16 protein-coding genes and 1 pseudogene are annotated in these 18,348 nt (G+C 56.5%); 10 read left to right on the top strand and 7 right to left on the bottom strand.

The features are described from left to right. Positions 1-45 precede the first annotated feature (45 nt). Together NZ705_00460 and NZ705_00455 are read right to left on the bottom strand one after the other, a co-directional pair. Positions 46-3,717 (bottom strand): PAS domain-containing protein, encoded by a 3,672-nt coding sequence (locus NZ705_00460; GenBank protein ID MCS7291433.1) that lies wholly within the window; start codon positions 3,715-3,717, stop codon positions 46-48. Positions 3,718-3,889: 172 nt separating this feature from the next. Beyond that, positions 3,890-4,543 carry a histidine phosphatase family protein gene (locus tag NZ705_00455; protein ID MCS7291432.1) on the bottom strand — a complete coding sequence of 218 codons (654 nt, stop codon included), beginning with the start codon at positions 4,541-4,543 and terminating at the stop codon, positions 3,890-3,892. A gap of 80 nt (positions 4,544-4,623) precedes the next feature. Here NZ705_00455 and NZ705_00450 point away from each other — a divergent pair, with 80 nt between their 5' ends. The 3 genes and pseudogenes from NZ705_00450 to NZ705_00440 all read left to right on the top strand — a co-directional run bounded on the left by NZ705_00450 (position 4,624) and on the right by NZ705_00440 (position 6,597). After that, positions 4,624-4,845: a DUF2905 domain-containing protein gene (locus NZ705_00450; protein MCS7291431.1), complete on the top strand. Its 222-nt coding sequence runs from the start codon at positions 4,624-4,626 to the stop codon at positions 4,843-4,845. Positions 4,846-4,970: 125 nt separating this feature from the next. Further along, positions 4,971-6,317: a cation:proton antiporter gene (locus tag NZ705_00445; protein ID MCS7291430.1), complete on the top strand. Its 1,347-nt coding sequence runs from the start codon at positions 4,971-4,973 to the stop codon at positions 6,315-6,317. Then, positions 6,310-6,597, top strand: a pseudogene (locus NZ705_00440) (hypothetical protein). The gene NZ705_00445 and the pseudogene NZ705_00440 overlap by 8 nt, the downstream one beginning before the upstream one ends. A gap of 54 nt (positions 6,598-6,651) precedes the next feature. Here NZ705_00440 and NZ705_00435 read toward each other — a convergent pair. After that, on the bottom strand, positions 6,652-8,517 hold the full coding sequence (locus NZ705_00435; protein ID MCS7291429.1) for an AarF/ABC1/UbiB kinase family protein: 1,866 nt from the start codon (positions 8,515-8,517) through the stop codon (positions 6,652-6,654). Positions 8,518-8,630: 113 nt separating this feature from the next. Here NZ705_00435 and efp point away from each other — a divergent pair, with 113 nt between their 5' ends. Next, positions 8,631-9,188 carry an elongation factor P gene (gene efp / locus NZ705_00430; GenBank protein MCS7291428.1) on the top strand — a complete coding sequence of 186 codons (558 nt, stop codon included), beginning with the start codon at positions 8,631-8,633 and terminating at the stop codon, positions 9,186-9,188. A gap of 2 nt (positions 9,189-9,190) precedes the next feature. Beyond that, positions 9,191-9,634, top strand: coding sequence for an acetyl-CoA carboxylase biotin carboxyl carrier protein (gene accB / locus NZ705_00425; GenBank protein MCS7291427.1), 444 nt, complete (start codon positions 9,191-9,193; stop codon positions 9,632-9,634). Here the strand turns inward: accB and NZ705_00420 are convergent. From NZ705_00420 to NZ705_00410, 3 genes are read right to left on the bottom strand one after another with little or no spacing between them, the layout of a single operon-like run. After that, positions 9,612-10,301 (bottom strand): 4'-phosphopantetheinyl transferase superfamily protein, encoded by a 690-nt coding sequence (locus tag NZ705_00420; GenBank protein ID MCS7291426.1) that lies wholly within the window; start codon positions 10,299-10,301, stop codon positions 9,612-9,614. The two genes, accB and NZ705_00420, sit on opposite strands and share 23 nt — an antisense overlap. Next, positions 10,298-11,491, bottom strand: coding sequence for a hypothetical protein (locus tag NZ705_00415; GenBank protein MCS7291425.1), 1,194 nt, complete (start codon positions 11,489-11,491; stop codon positions 10,298-10,300). The genes NZ705_00420 and NZ705_00415 overlap by 4 nt, the downstream gene beginning before the upstream one ends. A 34-nt stretch (positions 11,492-11,525) precedes the next feature. Continuing rightward, positions 11,526-12,941: a carotenoid oxygenase family protein gene (locus tag NZ705_00410; GenBank protein MCS7291424.1), complete on the bottom strand. Its 1,416-nt coding sequence runs from the start codon at positions 12,939-12,941 to the stop codon at positions 11,526-11,528. Positions 12,942-12,948: 7 nt separating this feature from the next. On the opposite strand from NZ705_00410, the gene NZ705_00405 reads away from it, so the two are divergent. From NZ705_00405 to NZ705_00395, 3 genes are read left to right on the top strand one after another with little or no spacing between them, the layout of a single operon-like run. Then, positions 12,949-14,184 (top strand): glycosyltransferase, encoded by a 1,236-nt coding sequence (locus tag NZ705_00405; GenBank protein MCS7291423.1) that lies wholly within the window; start codon positions 12,949-12,951, stop codon positions 14,182-14,184. Continuing rightward, positions 14,165-15,250 carry a glycosyltransferase family 4 protein gene (locus NZ705_00400; GenBank protein ID MCS7291422.1) on the top strand — a complete coding sequence of 362 codons (1,086 nt, stop codon included), beginning with the start codon at positions 14,165-14,167 and terminating at the stop codon, positions 15,248-15,250. The genes NZ705_00405 and NZ705_00400 overlap by 20 nt, the downstream gene beginning before the upstream one ends. Then, the gene (locus tag NZ705_00395; GenBank protein MCS7291421.1) at positions 15,247-16,332 is read left to right on the top strand and encodes a glycosyltransferase family 4 protein; all 1,086 of its coding nucleotides are present in this window, start codon (positions 15,247-15,249) and stop codon (positions 16,330-16,332) included. The genes NZ705_00400 and NZ705_00395 overlap by 4 nt, the downstream gene beginning before the upstream one ends. On the opposite strand, the gene NZ705_00390 is transcribed toward NZ705_00395, so the two are convergent. Beyond that, positions 16,329-16,751, bottom strand: a complete 423-nt coding sequence (locus NZ705_00390) for a J domain-containing protein (GenBank protein MCS7291420.1) — start codon at positions 16,749-16,751, stop codon at positions 16,329-16,331. The two genes, NZ705_00395 and NZ705_00390, sit on opposite strands and share 4 nt — an antisense overlap. A gap of 99 nt (positions 16,752-16,850) precedes the next feature. Here NZ705_00390 and NZ705_00385 point away from each other — a divergent pair, with 99 nt between their 5' ends. After that, positions 16,851-17,393: a hypothetical protein gene (locus NZ705_00385; GenBank protein ID MCS7291419.1), complete on the top strand. Its 543-nt coding sequence runs from the start codon at positions 16,851-16,853 to the stop codon at positions 17,391-17,393. A 109-nt stretch (positions 17,394-17,502) separates the two neighbouring features. After that, a complete protein-coding gene (rpsB, locus tag NZ705_00380) occupies positions 17,503-18,315 on the top strand; it encodes a 30S ribosomal protein S2 (protein ID MCS7291418.1) in 813 nt (270 codons plus the stop codon). The last annotated feature ends 33 nt before the right edge of the window (positions 18,316-18,348 follow it).

Genomic DNA, 18,348 nt, shown 5'->3' with positions numbered 1-18,348 from the left:
TGCCCCCCTTGGTTGAGTTGTCCTTACTGGCTTTGGTGCATTATATCACCCGGTTGCGCCGCCACCATTTCCTGTCTCACCCACAGGCAGTCGCACCCGAAATTCCGTCTTTTTATGAGCGCTAAACAGGTGAATTTCCCCATGCAGGCGCTCAACCAGTTTTTTCACCAGCGCTAAACCCAACCCAGTGCCCCCGTACTGCCAAGGGTCGTGGCTGGGAATGCGGTAGAAGGTATCAAACACCCGTTGCTGTTCCTCCGGCGGAATTTCCACGCCGGTATTGATCACCCGAAAGTCGCATTGGTCCCCCAAGCGCTGAATGGCTAGCGTGATGGTCTCCTGCGGTGGGGTGTACTTGCAAGCGTTGTGGAGCAACTCCTGCAGGATGCGAGCGAGCGAAGCGGCGTGGGTCTCCAAATAGCGAAATGTTTCCGGTATTTCCAGGATAAAGGTCTGCTGCTGGGCGGCCATGCGCTCCCGTAACGGCGGCAACAGTTCATCCAGCAGTTTGGGTACATCCACCAGTTCAGTGGGTAAATCCGAAGGGTCGGCGTTGAGTCGGGCGAGATCCAGCAGGTCGTTAATTAAATCCGTTTCCCGTTGCGTGGACGTTTTGAGCACGTCTAGATAGCGGCCTATCCCTAGATTTTCATCATGGAGTATCCCGGCTCGCGCGAGCCGCAACTCCAACATTTTCAGGGCCAAACCGATATTGTGCATCGGGGAGCGCAATTCGTGGGAAACGGTGCTAAGAAATTCGTCCTTGAGTTGGTTGAGCTTTTGCAATTCCACCACTTGCGCTTGTGCCGCTTTGTAGAGTTCTGACTGGCGGAGCGCAATCGCCAAATGCAACCCCACGTGCTGGAGCATTTCAATTTCATGTGTTTGCCAGGCACGCGGGCCACTGTTTTGATAAGCAGCGAGCAGTCCCCACAGTTTTTGGTTGAGAAAGATGGGCACCACCACCTGGGCGCGAGCTTGAAATTGCTCCAGCAATCGAATATGGCACTCGCTAAAACCGGAATTGTAGATGTCGTTACTCACCAGGATGTAGTGATGTCGAAAACGACCACCTTCGGTCTCCTGGAGACAGTGATCCGCTAGGGGCGTTTGCGGTCCAGTTATAACTGGATCCCAACCGGCGGCCACCGATTCCGCCAGGAAATAACCGCTCCAGTCGTCATTGAACTTGTACACTAAAATCCGGTCGCAGGCCAGGGTGCGTCGGGTTTCCTCCAGGACAACATTTAGGGTTTTTTCAATGTCTAAAGACTGATGGATGGTCTCGATAATGATGCGCAGGAGTCCTTCCGTTTGGGCCTGTTGTTGCAGTTGTATTGTGCGTTCTCTGACCCGCTGTTCTAACTGCTGATTGAAGTCTCGTAGCTGAAATTCCGCTTCTTTTTGCGCAGTGATGTCAACAAAAACAGCGTCCCAAATGGTGCTGCCGTCAGGTTGGCGTTCCGGTTGCCCGCATCCCCGTATCCACTTGCATTCGCCGTACGGGGTTATGATCCGAAATTCGCACCGGCATGTCATCAAATGTTCAAGGGAGTGCTCCAATGATGCGTGAGCAACGGGTATATCCTGGGGAACGATGAGTTGCCAGAGAGTTTGGGGATTTTGGAGCATTTGTTCAGCAGTAATTCCAAAAAGTTCCTGGCAACCTGGGCTAACATAGAGAAAGGTCTCCCGACCATCCGGCCACCGTTGATACCGCCACACAGTTACTGGCAAATTATCCAGAATCTGTTGCAAAAGCCGCTGGTTTTCTGCAAGCGCTTGCTGGACGTTTTTGAGTTCGGTGATGTCCACGGCTACACCCAAGATATGTTGCGGTTGTCCCTGTTCATTGCACTTGAAGATCCTGTCGTGACTCAAAAGCCAGCGGTATTCACCACTTTTGGTTCGCATCCGGTATTCCCCCATGACTTCGCCAGTTGTCTGGGGATGGAGCAGGCGTGATATATTGGCCTCAATGACAGGCATATCTTCTGGATGCACCAGGCGGTTGAATAATTCACTCCCCATCGCTTGGATTTCGGCGGGTGAATATCCCAACACCTGCTCGATTTCGGGATTAACAAATATATTGCGCTGGTTTTCCAAGTCATAGACATAGATGATGGCTTTTGTCGCGTCAATAACTCGCTCTAAAAAAGCTCTATTTCGTTCAAGTTCTAGTTCTGCTAGTTTTGATTGGGTGACATCCAAAATCAGGCCATCCCAAAACCATTCATCACCCTGCTGTCGCACTTGGGAGCGTCCTTGCAGCCATTTCAACTTGCCCGAAGGTGTGATCATACGCCACTCGCAATGCCAGGGGGCTTTCTGCTCAACCGCAGACTGCACAGAAGTTGTCAATCTTTCTAAATCATCGGGGTGAGTATATTGCTCCCAAACTGCACAGGGGTCGGCCATGATTTGACTAGCCGGTAACTCAAAGATTTCTTCGGCGTAGCCGTTTATATAACTTAAGTAAGCAGGACGTTCAGGAGTGGCTGGATGAAAACGATAGACGATTCCCGGAATATTCTGAATCAGGGTCGCTAAAAAGTCCCGGCTATCCCGTAGCTCCTGTTCAGCTCGCCGCAGTTCGGTGATATCTCGCCCCAAGGATTGAATCGCCAGCAATTGCCCATGCTCATCAAAAATTCCTAAGTTTAAGAACTCGACCAGCAGGGTTTGCCCTTGCTTGCCGCGAATATAGTTCGCATAGTGAAAGATGGATTCTTCCTGAGACAGACGCTGCACGTTGCCTTTGAGGACTTGCAAATCCTGTTTTTGTAGCACCAGGTCATCCCACTTCATGCCAACCATTTCATCGAACGTATAGCCCAGAGCGTCACACAGGGCTGGATTGGCAAATGTAATCGTGGTATCTGCTAGCGAATAGAGCAGAAAATCCGTTTGATATTCCACCAGGTTGCGATACCTTTTCTCGCTCTGGGTGAGCATTTGTTCTAGAACCTTGGCCTGGGTGATGTCGGTGACCGCACCAAGAAAACCCACCACTTGACCGCTATCATTCCGCAAGACAGCCAAATACGAATGCACCCAGATAACGTCACCACTGGGGCGTCGAACACGGTATTCAAGTTCAAAGTCGCTAGGGGATTGCAATATCTCCCGCCAGGTCTCTAGCACCCGCTGCCGGTCGTCGGGATGAATGAAAGCAGACCAACCTTGGCCCAGCAAATCTTGCTTTGGCGCTTGAAACATTCGCAAAATCGCATTGTTGACGTAGATACATTCCCCTTGTGCATTGGCTAGCCCTACGCCAATGGGCAGTGAATCGAGCAAGAAATAGTAGGGTTGGTCCTGGAGTTCCGGTTGGAGATGTTCCCAATTCGTGGCTTGAATGATTAACCCGATGTGGGCGGCCAAGACTTCTCCCTGCTGGTACAGGGTTTCGCTGGGACATATCTCCCAATTCACTACTAACCAGGCTGCTCCCTGTTGCCGCACTCGCACCGGCAAAAACCAGGTTTCACCTGTGTCTCTAGTTACTTTTTGAGCTTGCCAAGTGCAGGGCAATGGGTGGAATAACGTTAGCTCCCCGACCCGCAAAACCGGTTGTTGTTCCCGATACAAGCCAATCCCTTTTGCGCCTGATCCCCGTTGCCATGTTGTCAATAACGATTGCAGTATACCTAAAACCGGCACACTTTCCTGGACCTGTAACGTTGCTTGCTGAAGGAGCAATGAAAATTCCATCTGCTCCATACAATTTTCACACGCAAATTTTAATGTTTCCTTAGTTAGTATAGAGACTTTTGGATAGAACAGCCCATAGTTTTCACATAACAACACTTAATCGTTAAGGACCTGTAAATTCCGTAGTTTACCCGATGCCTTTGCGATGACCCACCTACTCTGTATCTAACTCTCAAGGGCGTACCCCGTAGTTTGCCGGGTAGCTTTGAGATAACGCACCCACGAGATAATCCGTAACACCAGCCTTCTGCAACTGCCAGCCGTTGGGGGTTTCCGTAATTTCCACGAGCGCCCCAAAGTCGCAGTGAATCTCTGGCTTTTGCGGCAACAGGCCCCAGGTAGCGCCCCAAACGGAAGCGCCGTGTCCCACCAGCAGGAGATTGCCAGGGAAGCGTTGGACGAGTGCAAGCGCCACCTGACCGGCGCGGGCCATCGCCGCTAGCCCCTCTTCAGGGTACTGGGGCACGTAGAGCGGTTGATAATCGGGGTCAATTTCGGGGAAGCGCTGCCGGAGCGTGGCCGGGTCGTGTAGTTGCGGAGCGACAGGAAAAAATTCGCGGGTCAGGGACTCACTCAAACCAGGTTCGACGTGGATGGGGAGCTTTTTCAGGCGAGCGACGGGTTGCGCAGTGCTCAAAGCCCGCAAAAACGGGGAGCAAAAGATGTAATCCAGGGGTCGCTCGGCAAAAAATTGGGCTAACTGTTGGGCTTGGGCATGACCCAACGGCGATAGGTCCGGGTCGTCGGGATAGGGAGCCTGCCCTGGCCAGTTCGGGTTGTCCGCATCCTCGCGGTGCATATGCCGCACGATCCAGATGGTGCGCACGTCACCCTGAGATGAAAGCATCCGCGCCAAATCCTAACATGTTTCTACACTAGGAATAGCAGGGATGGGTGGGTCGTTCCATGACTGAAATTGGCAAACTCTTGATGATAACAGGCGCGGTGCTCTTTTTGATAGGTTTTATGCTGGCTTTTAGCGCTCGATTTCCCTGGTTTGGACGCCTGCCGGGCGATATTGTGATTAACAACGGTAATTTCACATTCATTGCACCGCTGGGAACGATGCTCTTACTCAGCCTGGTGTTAACCGTTCTGCTCAACGTCGTCGTGCGGCTATGGCGATAGATTCGATACAACTGAGCAGACATGACAGGGTTTCCGAGCCGGCCAGTAATTGTAAGCGATTGATCTAGTACTTCCTTGGGCCAATAGGTTAAACTCTCACCCAGTAATGTATTCCCGGTGCGTTCATGCCAATGCTTGCCACTGCAGCGGTGTCTGCCGACCCTACAGGAGTTTTGCTGATGGTGCTGCTCAGCCTGATGGTGATTTACTTGGCCGGACGGCTGGGAGGAGAAATCTGCGCGCGCTTTGACCTGCCGCCGGTGCTGGGGGAATTGCTTGCAGGCGCTGTGGTTGGCATTTCGGTACTGCACCTCGTGGTGTTTCCCGAACACGGTCTCATGGCTCAGGATTCCTTGCTGATGCAGGGCGTGCAGTCGCTGCTGGACCTGTCGCCGGAGGTGCAGGAGGCCACCTTTGCCGCCCAAGGGGAAGTCGTTACCCTGCTGTCGGAGTTGGGCGTGATTATTCTCCTGTTTGAAATCGGCCTGGAATCGAACCTCCAGGAGCTGTTGCGGGTCGGGATCCAAGCGACGCTGGTGGCAGTCGTTGGCGTGACTGTGCCGTTTGTGGCAGGGACGGTGGGCTTGATCACGCTGTTTCATGTGCCGACGATTCCCGCCATCTTTGCTGGGGCGGCTTTGACGGCAACTAGTATCGGGATTACGGCAAAGGTGCTGGCGGAGTTACAACAACTGAGTTCCCCAGAAGGTCAGGTGATCTTGGGCGCGGCGGTGTTGGATGACGTGCTGGGAATCATCATCCTGGCGGTGGTAGCTAGCCTGGCGAAAAACGGCGAAGTGGAAGTAGGTAGGGTCGTCTATCTGATTGTCGGGGCGGCGGTGTTTCTTGTCGGTTCGGTGCTGCTGGGCCGCTGGCTGAGTCCCCTATTCATCGGGCTGGTTAATAACATGAAAACGCGGGGAAGCCTGCTGGTGATGTCCCTAGTGCTGATGCTGGTGCTGGCGGTCATCGGCGCGGCGATCCAGTTGGAGGCAATTCTGGGGTCGTTCACGGCGGGGCTCATCCTTTCGGAAACGGAGCGGCAACGGGACATCGAGGAACAAGTAATGCCCCTGGCGGACTTTTTTGTGCCCTTGTTTTTTGTGTGCGTAGGGGCGCGGACGGATTTCAGCGTGTTTAATCCGGCGATTCCCGCCAACCGCGAGGGTCTAGTCCTGGCGGCGTTTCTGGTAACGGTTGCGATTCTCGGGAAGGTGGCCAGCGGCATTGGCGCGGGTTGGGGCAAGACCAAACTGAACCGTCTCGCGGTCGGCGTCGGCATGATTCCGCGCGGGGAGGTGGGACTGGTGTTTGCCGCCGCAGGCGCCAGTAGCGGGGTCTTGAGCGACGCCCTCGATGCCGGGATTGTCGTGATGGTAATCCTGACGACGTTTCTAGCGCCACCGCTGTTGCGTCTGGTGTTCCCCCAGCAACCGGCGACGCCCGTACCCACCCCCGAACCCCATGTCTGACTACGAGCAGCTCAAGCGTTGGTTGCTCCAGACAACTCTCCTGCTAGCCGGGAGCGCCTTTGTTCTCTGCTGGTGGGTCTATGGCCTGGAGGTGGCGGCGAGTTACCTGCTGGGGGCCATGGTGGGAATGGTGTACCTGCGCTTGCTGGCCCGCAGCGTTGCCCAGTTGGGCACTACCCAAACCCGTTTTTCGCCTTTACCCTCGCCGCGCCTGTTGCTGGTGGTGGGCTTGTTTATCCTGGTGGTGCGCTGGCCACGCTTGCAACTCCTACCGGCCATCTTGGGGTTCTTGACCTACAAACTAGCGGTGTTGCTTTATACGGTGCAAACGGTGTTAGCGGGGAGCCAGGGCCAACGCCGCCCGACTGCCGTTGAGCGCCCATTGCCGCAGCCAGCGACTCAGGAACCGCTCCCCGACCCGCCGCGCCACGTGCTGGGCGAACTGGCTCGTCTCCGGGCGGAGCACCAACCGGGAGACCAAGGGTAACACGCGCCGGAGTTCAAATCCAGGGGCGTCTTGCAGGATTTGCCATAGGGAGCGCAGGTGGTCCCAGGTGGAGGGCGTTGGACTACTCGCTGGCAAGGTCAGCGGCTGACTGTTGGGGAGCAGTTGTCGCCAGAGCTGTTGCCCCCATTGGTCGAGTCCCACCGCCAGTTCCTCCGCCAACTTCTCCCGAATGAAACGCCCTCGCTCGGACCACAGGAAATCCCCCACTTGCATCAGCACCTTTTCCAGGTCGAAATCGTCGCTGTTGGCCGCGTTGCGGAGCAGGTTTTCCAGGCGATTCCAGCGGAAGGTGCCGTCTTTGAATAACAAATCCCGCAGGGATTGGCGCAGTTCGGGAGCGGGGTCTGTGAGCAACCGCTTGGCCACGTAGGGATAGGCCACGCTCAAGACCTTGAATTGCGGGTCAATGGTGATGGCAATCCCCTCCAGCGTCACCAGCGACCGGATGATCAGGGCGTAGTAAGCCGGCACCTGGAACGGATACTCGTACATGAGCTGCGACAGGCGGTCGGTGATGCTCTTGATATTGAGCTGGGAAACGCTGGCCCCCAGCGCCCCCGCCGGCCCCAGGATGTCGGTGAAGGCTTGGGTAATGGCGGGTTTGATAGGCGTCAGGTCAATCTCCGGCGACAAAAACCCCAGATGCACGTAATCCATCGCCAGGGCTTCGTAATCCCGGTTGACCATGTGGACGATGGCGGTGATCAACCCATAGCGCTGCTGGGGACTCACATAGCTCATCATGCCGAAATCCAAATAGGCCAGTTTCCCGTCCCGTGTCGCCAAGAGATTGCCCGGGTGGGGGTCGGCGTGGAAAAAGCCATGCTCCAACAGTTGCCGCAGGGAGCATTGCACCCCAATCGCCACCATCTTTTTGGTATCCAGACCGGCAGCCCGCATCTGTTCAACATCCGTGAGCTTGATGCCGTCAATCCACTCCATCGTCAACACCCGCCGCCGCGTCAAATGCCAGTAGATTTTCGGCACATAAATATCGGGAAGATGGCCGTACAGGCGGGCGAATGTTTCCGCATTCAGTCCCTCTTGGGTATAGTCCATTTCCTCGTACAGGCGGGTGGCAAACTCGTCCAGGATCGCCACTAAGTCACTGCGAATCCGTTTCACCCGCTTTTTCACCCAGGCCAGGAGATGGCGCAGGATGTAAATGTCCAGACTGATTTGTTCCACCAGGCCGGGGCGCTGGACCTTGACCGCCACCCACTCGCCGCTGGGCAACCGACCTTTATAAACCTGGCCCAAGGACGCCGCCGCCACCGGTTGGGGCGATAGTTCCGCAAACAGCATCTCCGGCTTTTGCCCCAGCTCCTGTTCGATGAAGTGGTAGGCCACCTCGTTGGGGAAGGGGGGCAACTGGTCCTGCAGCAGGGTCAGTTCCTCCAGATACACCGGCGGCACCAGGTCGGGACGAGTGGACAGGGCTTGCCCAATCTTGATGGCCGCTGGCCCCAGGTCTGTCAACAGCTCGCGAAACTGCTGCGCCCGCTGCGCCTCCTTGGCCTTGGATTGTCCCGTCAGCCAGTCCCACGCCAGTCGCAGGGCAAACCCTAGCAATGGGACGACAATCGCCAGCGCCCGCCGCCAGACCCGCCACCGCTGGGCGTCGTACACCTGGGCAATCCGTTGAGGGTCATAGCGTTCCGCCGCCGTTCCTGGCAACAAGGCCATCTCCATCCCCATTTCCCCTATTTGTTACGATTTGTAACAATCATACCGCGTCTGGGGGGTGTATCGGTGAGAGGGTCGCCTAAGGGTACAATAAAACCCGTTACCCCGAAATAGGCGCTATGATTTCCAGCAACGATTTTCGACCCGGTGTCACAATTGAGCTGGACGGTTCCGTGTGGCGGGTTGTGGAGTTTTTGCACGTCAAGCCCGGGAAAGGTTCCGCCTTTGTGCGCACCACCCTGAAAAACGTGCAAACCGGCAAGGTGTTAGAGCGCACCTTTCGGGCCGGGGAAATGGTGCCCCAAGCGATCTTGGAAAAACGCACCATGCAACATACCTATCGCGATGGGGACCAGTACATTTTCATGGACATGGAGACCTATGAGGAGCGCCGCTGTTCCCCGCAGGAATTGGGCGACCGGGTCAAATACCTCAAAGAGGACATGGAGGTGACAGTCGTCACCTGGAAGGACCAGGTTCTGGAAATTGAATTGCCTAATACGGTGGTGTTGACGGTGGTGGAGACGGACCCTGGCGTGCGGGGGGATACGGCCACAGGCGGCACCAAACCGGCTACCCTCGAGACAGGTGCCCAAATCCAGGTACCCCTATTTATCAACGTGGGTGACCGCATTCGGGTGGACACCCGCACTGACACCTACTTGGGACGGGAGTGACTGTGGAATTGACCTTCCAGCAACTCCAGGAATTGCTGTTGACCCTGCACCAGACCAACATCACCACCTTCAGTCTCAAAAGCAACGGGTTTGAATTGACGATTGAGCAGGGCCAAGGGGGGCTGCCTTCTACTGGTGTGGCGCCAGCGCCGTCACTTCCCCTAGTCGAAAAACCCGCCGCTGAACCCAAGGACACGAAAAAGGGGTTGTTCGACGTGACCTCGATGATGGTGGGGACGTTCTACGCTGCGCCGGCGCCAGGAGAAGCCCCCTTTGTGCGGGTGGGCGACCGCATCCGCGCTGGACAAACCCTAGGGATCATCGAGGCCATGAAGACCATGAACGAAGTGGAGGCACCAGTCAACGGGGAAGTGCTGGAAATCCTAGTGGAAAACGGTCAACCTGTTGAGTTTGGGCAAGTGCTCATGCGCTTGCGCCCGGAGTAAGGCCCCAGCAGAGCGCGCCAACGTAGGGGTCTCCCAACTCCAGCGGTTGCCATTGGGTCCACCAGCCCCCTGGCAGGCCCAGGCGATCACCGGCGGTGGTGTCCAAGTCGCGAAACGAGCGCAGGAGTCCGGCAAGACCTGTGCCCCAGGCCTTGGCATAGGCCTCCTTGGCGACCCACCGTTGCAGGAAAAAGCGCACCTGGGCGTCGGCGGATAACCTCTGCCACATCCTTCGTTCCGCAAGTGTGCAGTAGCGTTGCACCAACCGGTCTAAGCAGCGCAATGGACGGATCTGCTCGACATCCACCCCCACCGTATATAGCCGGCTGAGAGCAAACACGATGCGCGTCCCGCTGTGACTCAGATTGAAATGGAAAGACCGCCCAGGTAACTGTAACTTCCCCCAGCGATTCCGCTCGAAACCGAGATTGGCGGGAGCAACCCCCAAATAACTTCCCAACAAAATCCGGAGCAATCCGCGACTAAGACAGAAGTAGTGGCGTTTTCTGGCACAGGTCAATCCCGCCATTTCTGCTCGGTCTGCCGGCGGAAGGATGCCCATCAATGCTTCTATCCGTTCCGTCGGCCAATCCCCTGTATCCACCCAATAGACATCAATTTCTTTGACCAGTAACTCCACCCTGGTAAACGTCGAGGGAAGGCTCACTGGTTCATCTTCTCCAACACCGCCACTGCCGACGGCGACGACCGGTTCAGGTAGTTGAAAATCCAGAACTTGATCATCGCATCGAGCACCACCGGCACCGTGGCAATAAAGGCGTAGATAAATCGGCGATTGGGCGTCAAGCCAAAGTGCTCGGATACCGTTTCCAGCAAGACCTCCCATCCCTCCACCGAGTGGAACCCCACAAACAGGTCCGTCACCAGGATAAAAATAAACACCTTGGTCGGGTCATTCAGATTGCGGAAAAAGCGGTCCATAAACCCCCACAGCACCGGAAACTGCTCCCGCCCAAGTCGCGCCACCACCAGAAAAACGGCGATCGCACTCAAATCCGCCAGCAAATTGGCCAGCCCATCCACCGCCCGGTAGGCATTTTTGCGAAAAATTTCCAGCGCCTTTTCCTGGAGCGCTTCCTCCCGGCGCGTCGAAAAATCGGGATTCAACCCCAGCAAGTGGGTAAACTCCATCATCTCCTTGTAGCGGACGAATTCTTCCACCGTTTCCTGGCGAATTTCTTCTCGGAAAAAGGGCCGGACACTCGTCGGATGCACCGTAATGAAGTGGTCCAACAGCGGCGCGTAAATCAAATTTTTTGTGAGGATCTGGGTAAATAGCGGTAAGAGCAACAACAGGCACAGGAACCGGATAGCCATTTGCCCCTGCCGCCGAAACGCGCGGATTTCCTCCACGACCTGTTTTTCATAGCCCGGTTGCAGTTCTTGGGTGAATTCCTGCAGGGTTGTCAAAAACGAACCACTCTCCTTTTTCACCCGACGATGCAGCGGCGATTCCTCCTGGGCAGCCGAGGCCTTTGCCGCCGGTGCAGAGGACCGTTGGCGATAGGGGGCCACGGTGCGTTCGATGAAGTTGAGTTTTAGGAGAAATCCCTGCTCGACCTCCAACGGCAAGTCATCATGGTTCACCAGAAAGTTAAAGACTTGGAACTGGGCCAAATTGAACCGGATCGTGAGCAATTGCCGGTCCAGGACCCCCTGTAGATAGCGGGACTCCGCTGGGTCCGACGACGCCGCCGGCGTTAGGGCGCGTCCATAACGTTCCTCCAAGGTTTTGATGCGTTGCGCCGCCCGGTAGGCTCGTTCCAAGGTGCGATAGGCTTGCTTGAGTAGCCAATTATTCCAGCCGCGCGCTGTCAGCAGCCCATCCGTCTTCATGGCCCCAGTAAAGCCGCCAGGTGGCTATTGTAGATCAGCCCTTGGCCCATTTGCCGTGAAATCCAAATGGGACAATGTAGGGCAACTGCAAGCGACAACAGGGGCCGTTGGTCAAGGACAGAGCTGGAAAAATCCACAACTCACTTTGCTGGTTATTGCTGTTAAAAATCAAGCTGAGCAAGTAATCGCCGGCTTCCGTAGAAGCATGCACCGGTTCCATGCAGTAATAGCCAACTCCGCAGTCGAATTGCTGCCACGTCTGGGTGTGCTGGTCATAGCACCCGATAACGCTGTCAATTTCTGTCACCACGTCAGCTCCTGGACGTTTCATCGAGCAATACGTATAGCGCCAGGGCTGGCCTACTACCGCCTCCGCCACCACTGGAAATTCACAGTTTTGGTCCGTCAAGGGCGTTGCTCGCTCCAGTCGTCCTGTGGGCAATGCCAGTTCCATTTCCCAGAGATGACTGGGCGCTGGGGTCACCGGATGGCCCGTAGTCAATTCCCGCAGGTATTCATTCGTGGCAAAGTCTGCGTAGCGCACCAATTGCACCCGCACCCAACGTTCATCGACGACGCAACCATTTGCCAAGTGCCACTGAAACCAGGGGGGCGCTTGGGCGCGCGTCACCACCTGGAAATTTTCCCGGTCAATAATGAGAATTTGCGTGCCGAGATGCGGTTGCCATTCCAGCGCTTCGCTGTAGCTTTTTTGGTTCAGGATTAAGGGCGTCAAATTGAGGCGCACCGGCGGGATAAAAAAGACCAGATAAGGCCCAGCCAGCGCAAAATCATGAATCAAGGGAAAGCCTTCTAGGGGCACTTGCGCTCGCTTTTGAATCCGCCCGTAGCGGTCGCTGCGGTACAGGTGCAACGTGGCGTGCCACCCGAGACTCACCCCGAAATTGTAAATCTCGCCGCTGGTCGGGTCCCGCTTGGGATGCGCCGAGTAGGGCGATGTGGGCGTCAGGCTGCCCAGCAAATCCAAGCCTAAAGTCTGCAGCGATTGCCGGTCGAGTTGATGGGGTGGTCCCCCTTCCCACAGAGCCAGCAGCCGGTCCGGCAAGGGCAAAACAGAAGTGTTGGCGCAATTTTTCACATTCTTGCCAAACAGGCGGTCCCACAGAGACCCCGGCGCGGTCATCCCGTAATTGGCCAGCAAATAGCGCCCTGCGCGCTCCTCCGCCTGGTAACCCGCTGTCTGCACATAACGCAGCAAGCCTGTCGCCGTTCCGTTGGCAAAATGCACCGCTAGGATGGCCCCATCCCCGTCAAACCAGTGACCCACCCGCTGGTTCCCGCGCGTCAATCGGCCTGGCCCGTTGCGGTAAAACGTTCCCCGTAGTTCCAGCGGTACTCGCCCTTCCAAAACGGTCAAAGGTTCGGGGCCAAATTCCACCGCTGGCGTCAGAATGCCTGCCTGCCAGGGATAAGAAGGTGCGGTCGCCATCTGGTGTATGATTAAGGCAACTTTTTCAGCTTATCACCGGCAGACGGTGACCCTGGCGACATCGAGTCACGATTGCCTGTGCTTTCTGGGGGGGAGTCGCTACAGCTACCCCTTGAGCGAAACCCATCGCAAAAAATTCAATTTACTGAAGAATTTGGGTTCTGTTCATGTCATCGGGTTTTCCGCGGATGGGCGGCCTCGGATGTTTCGGGAAGCAGCCCATTTTTATCTGCTTCCGCAGTGGCCCCTACCTGTCTTGCGCTACATCGAGTTTTTTGCCCTGGCGCCCCTGATTCTGTTGGCGTTGATTTGGCGGTATCGGGTCAATGTGGTCATAGCGCAAAGTCCCTACGAAGCCCTGGCGGCTGTGGGGGTCAAAAACCTAGTCAGATGCTGGCGCTATCGCCTCTGCCTGGTTGTGGAAAGTCACAATGATTTTGAAACCTATCTATTTCTGCAGCGGCGCGTGGTTTGGCCTGGTTTTTACAAGCGTCTGATGCGGTGGGTCGCCCGCTGGACCCTGGCGCAAGCGGATGTCCTGCGCGCCGTTTCCAGTTCAACCCAGGCCCAACTCCAGCGCTACAGCCACGGCCAACCCCTGGTCCAATTTGCTGCCTGGACCGACCTGGAGAGTTTTCTCGCGGCGGGGCAAGCGCTTCCTGAAAAACAACCGACTATCCTCTATGCCGGTGTTTTGATCCCTCGTAAGGGTGTGCATCATCTCATCACGGCGTTTGGGCGGGTGGTCCAGCGCGTTCCCCAGAGTTGCTTGAAAATCATTGGCCGACCAGAAAACCCGACCTACGCCCGAGCACTGCGCCAGCAAGTGGAGCAGTCCCATTTACAGGACAAGGTTGCCTTTCTAGCGGAGATGCCCCAGCAAAAGCTCTGCTATGAGATGGCGCAAAGTACGGTTCTGGTGCTCCCTTCCCTGTCGGAGGCCTTGGGACGGGTGCTGCTGGAGGCGATGGCGACCGGGACCGCCGTGATTGCCACCCAGGTCGGGGGCATCCCTGATATCGTGCAGGAGGGAGTGAATGGATTTCTGGTCCCCCCTGGCGATGAACAGGCCCTGGCGGAAAAAATGATAGATTTGCTGCAACATCCTGACTTGGCCAAGGCCATGGGACAACGCGGACGCGCCTGGGTCGAAACCTACTTCAGTCCCCACATCTACCTCCAGGGCTACGCGCAAATTTGCCAACAATGCCGGCAATGGTGCGATGCATCTCCTGGTGTTTAATCTGGCGACCGATGCTCAACATCCCCTGCTGGGATTTACCACCCTTTGGCTGAATAAACTGGCGGAAAAGGTGGCCTCTATCCAGGTCATCACCATGCAGGCGGGAGTACTGCAGTTGCACGACAACATCCAGGTGTACTCCTTAGGGAAAGAACTCGGCTACAGTGAACCGCATCGCGCTGTTCGGTTTTACAGGTTTCTATTTGAAATCCTCCGTCGCCAGCCGATTGACCTGTGTTTTTCCCACATGACACCCTTGTTTACCAACCTGGCCGCCCCGATTTTGAAGATGCACCGGATTCCAATCGTGACCTGGTACGCTCACCCCAGTTTGACAAATCGCCTGAAACTGGCCCATTTTTGGTCAGACCGAATGCTAACCAGCTTTCCCACCACCTATCCCTATCGCCACGACCAGAAATTAGTTGTGGTTGGCCAGGGGATTGATACCGATTTGTTTCGCCCTGCGACGGTGACAGAAAACAGCCCTGAAAAGGCGTTAATTTTGGCAGTTGGCCGGCTCTCACCTGTTAAGGATTACGGGACGCTCATTGCAGCAGTCGCTCAACTTGTGGGGCAATTCCCTAGTTCCCTTTCTGTATTGATCGTCGGCAACCCAACCAATGACCAAGACCAGCAATATGTGACGTCTTTGCGCGCGCAGGTTCGTCAACTCCATTTAGAGCATGTCGTTCGCTTTCAACCTGCTGTTTCCCTGCAGGAACTACCGGCAATTTACCAGCAATGCACAGTCCATGTCAATCTCACCCCTACGGGATTTGGGGATAAGGTTGCCCTCGAGGCCATGGCCTGTGGCAAGGTGTGTTTGGTGGCCAATCCAGGGTTTCGGGAGACGCTGGGGATGTACGCCGACCAGCTGCTCTTTGCCCATGCCAATCCTCAGGATCTAGCGCAAAAATTGCAGGCCGTCTTAGCCTTACCCGCAACGGAACGGCAGGCCATCGGCGGGTATTTGCGGCAACAGGTCGTGCGCCTGCACAGTCTCGACCGTTTGACGGATCACCTGGTCCATCTGTTTGCGGAATTGTGCGCCGCCAAACGATGAAAGTCGCCCTGGTTTGTCCCTTCGACCTCGACCGGCTCTCGGGAACACCGGTGCGGGCGCAGTTAACGGCCAAAGCGCTGCACGCCTGTTGTGCGTTACAGGTCTATGCCACCGGCGGGTCGGCTCCCTACGTTCACCCCATTCCCAACAGTTGGACCAACCGCTTCCGGCTCGACCGCTTTACCTGGGGCGTGCTCCAGGCGTTCCAGCAGTTCCAACCGGATGTCATTCACCTGGTCAATCCCGCCGGCATCCTAGCGGCGTTGGCCTACAAGGCGCGCCATCCCCACGTCAAAATCGTCACGGAAATTCACGGGTTGACGCGCTACGAGATGACCCAGGCCCGGCCCTGGTCGCGCTGGACGTTTCAACAACTGGAGCGGCTCAGTCTCACCCGCGCCGACCACATCATCGCCGTGAGCTATAGCCAGAGAGATTTAATCGTCAAGCAACTGGGCGCCGATTTGGCCGACAGAGTCACGGTGATCTGGGGACCTGTCGAGGTGCAGGCCATTCCCTACACAGCGCCTCCTCCAGGGGAACCCCTGCGGGTCGGCTATCTAGGCAATGGCAGTTCTTGGCAGGGGATTGACCTGATCCTGCACGCCGTCGAGCGATTGCGACCCTATCCCCAGATCCATTTCGTGCTAGCGGGGATTCAACCAGACCGGTACCGCCTGCGTTTGCCAAACCCTTTGCCTAGCAACTTGACAGTGGTGCCGACGCTGCCCAGGGGCGAAGAAGGGACCTTCCTCAGCCAGTGTCACGGCTTGATTTCCAGTCGCATCGGCGGCCCCGTTTCCGACAGCCAATATCCCTACAAGTTGTCCTATTATCTGGCGGCGGGGCGACCCGTGATTGCCTCCGCCGTGAGCGACCAACCCCTCATTCTTCAACAGGCGGGATGCGGGTGGCTGTTTGACCCGGCGCAACCAGAAACCCTGGTGCAGTGCCTGCTCCATCTGTGGCGCCTGGAAGCCCCGCAGCGACAGGCTCTAGGGGAACGCGGGCGGCGTTTTGCCGAAACCCATTTAGATAGCAAACAGCTCGGCCCCAAGTTACTGGCCATCTACAAGCGCTAGGCGCTGACGGTACCCGTGCGGGCCAGCCCCAGAATGACCACCAAAAATAAGCAACCCACAAAGGTCAATCCCAACAAAAACAGGGCAAATAGTTCGCCCGCCGACAGGGGCCGGTCGGTGGGGTCGAGATAGGCCGAATCGTTGTAGACGGGCCGACGCAAGGGACGAGACGCTGCTAGGGTCAGAGCGGATTGCCGCAGGAGTTGGTCATAGGCCGCTCGCTGCTGCGGACAAATCAGCACGCTGTAGGCCCGGTTAATTTCATGGAACTTTTCTTGGGCAATGGCCACAGGAAGCGTGGTGGTGTCGGGGTGATAGCGCTTGCTGAGTTCTCGATAGGCCCGGCGAATCGTCTCCCCACTGGCCAGCGGGGACACCCCCAGAATCTCGTAGTAGGTTGGTCGCGAAACCCCCAGCATCCCACTTGGTCACGCCTTCATTCATTTACTACTAATCTATTGCATCGCAAGGGGGTCTGTGGGCAATATAGAGAGGACCTCAGCCGCCCGGAGCAGACCATGACCACCCCCGAATACGAAGAATTGCTGGCCCGGGGAAGCCACGTGCAGGGTGCCATTGCCCTGCTCAAGACCTACCGCGCCTACCTGGAATTGCTTCCCAGCATGCGCCGCCAGGAACTGAGTTTGATTCCCATCGTTCTCCCACTGGTGCGTCAACAGGGGCGGCTGGTGCAATTGCCCTGCGAGCTGGCGTTACTCCCCTGCGACCCCGTGTGGCGCGTCAAAACCGAGCAGGAAGTGCTGGTGTTTATCCATCGCCAGGGGGAGGATTTTTCCCACCTGATGCAGCGCTGGCGACAGACCCAAATCCAACTGGCTCAACCCTACGAGTGGGTCATGCCGCCCCGCTACAGCGAGGTCTATAACGAAGGCGCGGAAAAACTCTATCCCCTGTTCGTTCTCTGGCCGAGCAGTCCTCAGCGCATCCGCCAGGGTCTCCAGGGGGCGGGCTTGCCCGTGACAGTCTACAACGAACCCCTAAAGACGTCCTCCCAACCCGACACCCAACCGCATCCTGTGCCCGACAACGACCTGGTTTGATTTTTTTCTGCTAAACTGAAGAATTGTTTGTTTAGCTGCTGAACCCATCTGGTCGCTACGGGTGTTCGGTGCGAACCCGACCAGGTGATTTGAACCCGTAGGAGTTGTCATGGCTGTCACACTGGCGCAACTGTTGGAGGCGGGGGTTCACTTTGGTCACCAGGCCCGGCGGTGGAACCCTAAGATGGCCCCTTACATCTATGCCGAGCGCAACGGCGTCCACATCATTGACCTGGTACAGACGGCGGAGTTACTAGAGGAAGCCTGTGAGTACGTGCGCCGTGCGGCGGAAAACAACAAGAAGTTTTTGTTTGTGGGCACAAAACGCCAGGCCGCCGGCATTGTGGCCCAGGAGGCCCAACGCTGCGACGCCTACTATGTCAACCAGCGCTGGTTAGGAGGAATGCTCACCAACTGGACGACCATCAAATCACGGGTGGAGCGGCTCAAGGAGCTGGAGCGGCAAGCCGAGAGCGGGGCGCTGGACCTCCTACCCAAAAAAGAAGCGGCGACCTTGCGGCGGGAGCTCGAACGGCTGCGCAAGTACCTGGGGGGCATCAAGATGATGCGGCGCCTGCCGGATGTGGTGGTCATCGTAGACCAAAAACGGGAGTACAACGCCGTACAGGAGTGCTTGAAGTTGAACATCCCCATCGTTTCGCTGCTGGATACCAACTGCGACCCGGATTTGGTAGACGTGCCCATTCCCGCCAACGACGACGCCATTCGCTCCATCAAGCTCATCTTGGGGGAACTGGTGGACGCTATCTGCGAAGGCCGCAGCGGCCAGGAAAAAGACGACATGGCCGAAGCGATGGAAGAGATGGAGGAAGAAGAACCGGTGGATGCGGGTGACGCATCCTTCCTGGAAGAAGTGGAGGAAGAGGAAGCCGAAGACCTCCCGGACGAAGTGGACCTCTGAAGCGGTTAGATTAAAATAAAGCCAGTCAACAGG

The sequence above is a fragment of the Gloeomargarita sp. SKYB120 genome (assembly GCA_025062155.1).
Classification (GTDB): Bacteria; Cyanobacteriota; Cyanobacteriia; order Gloeomargaritales; family Gloeomargaritaceae; genus Gloeomargarita.
This window is presented reverse-complemented; position numbering and strand designations above follow the sequence as displayed.

Coding starts and splice junctions, on each gene's coding strand:
- NZ705_00460 (MCS7291433.1), bottom strand. CDS start 3,717: ATGGAATTTTCATTGCTCCTTCAGCAAGCAACGTTACAGGTCCAGGAA.
- NZ705_00450 (MCS7291431.1), top strand. CDS start 4,624: ATGACTGAAATTGGCAAACTCTTGATGATAACAGGCGCGGTGCTCTTT.
- NZ705_00445 (MCS7291430.1), top strand. CDS start 4,971: ATGCCAATGCTTGCCACTGCAGCGGTGTCTGCCGACCCTACAGGAGTT.
- NZ705_00435 (MCS7291429.1), bottom strand. CDS start 8,517: ATGGAGATGGCCTTGTTGCCAGGAACGGCGGCGGAACGCTATGACCCT.
- efp (MCS7291428.1), top strand. CDS start 8,631: ATGATTTCCAGCAACGATTTTCGACCCGGTGTCACAATTGAGCTGGAC.
- NZ705_00415 (MCS7291425.1), bottom strand. CDS start 11,491: ATGAAGACGGATGGGCTGCTGACAGCGCGCGGCTGGAATAATTGGCTA.
- NZ705_00410 (MCS7291424.1), bottom strand. CDS start 12,941: ATGGCGACCGCACCTTCTTATCCCTGGCAGGCAGGCATTCTGACGCCA.
- NZ705_00405 (MCS7291423.1), top strand. CDS start 12,949: ATGATTAAGGCAACTTTTTCAGCTTATCACCGGCAGACGGTGACCCTG.
- NZ705_00400 (MCS7291422.1), top strand. CDS start 14,165: ATGCATCTCCTGGTGTTTAATCTGGCGACCGATGCTCAACATCCCCTG.
- NZ705_00395 (MCS7291421.1), top strand. CDS start 15,247: ATGAAAGTCGCCCTGGTTTGTCCCTTCGACCTCGACCGGCTCTCGGGA.
- NZ705_00390 (MCS7291420.1), bottom strand. CDS start 16,751: ATGCTGGGGGTTTCGCGACCAACCTACTACGAGATTCTGGGGGTGTCC.
- NZ705_00385 (MCS7291419.1), top strand. CDS start 16,851: ATGACCACCCCCGAATACGAAGAATTGCTGGCCCGGGGAAGCCACGTG.
- rpsB (MCS7291418.1), top strand. CDS start 17,503: ATGGCTGTCACACTGGCGCAACTGTTGGAGGCGGGGGTTCACTTTGGT.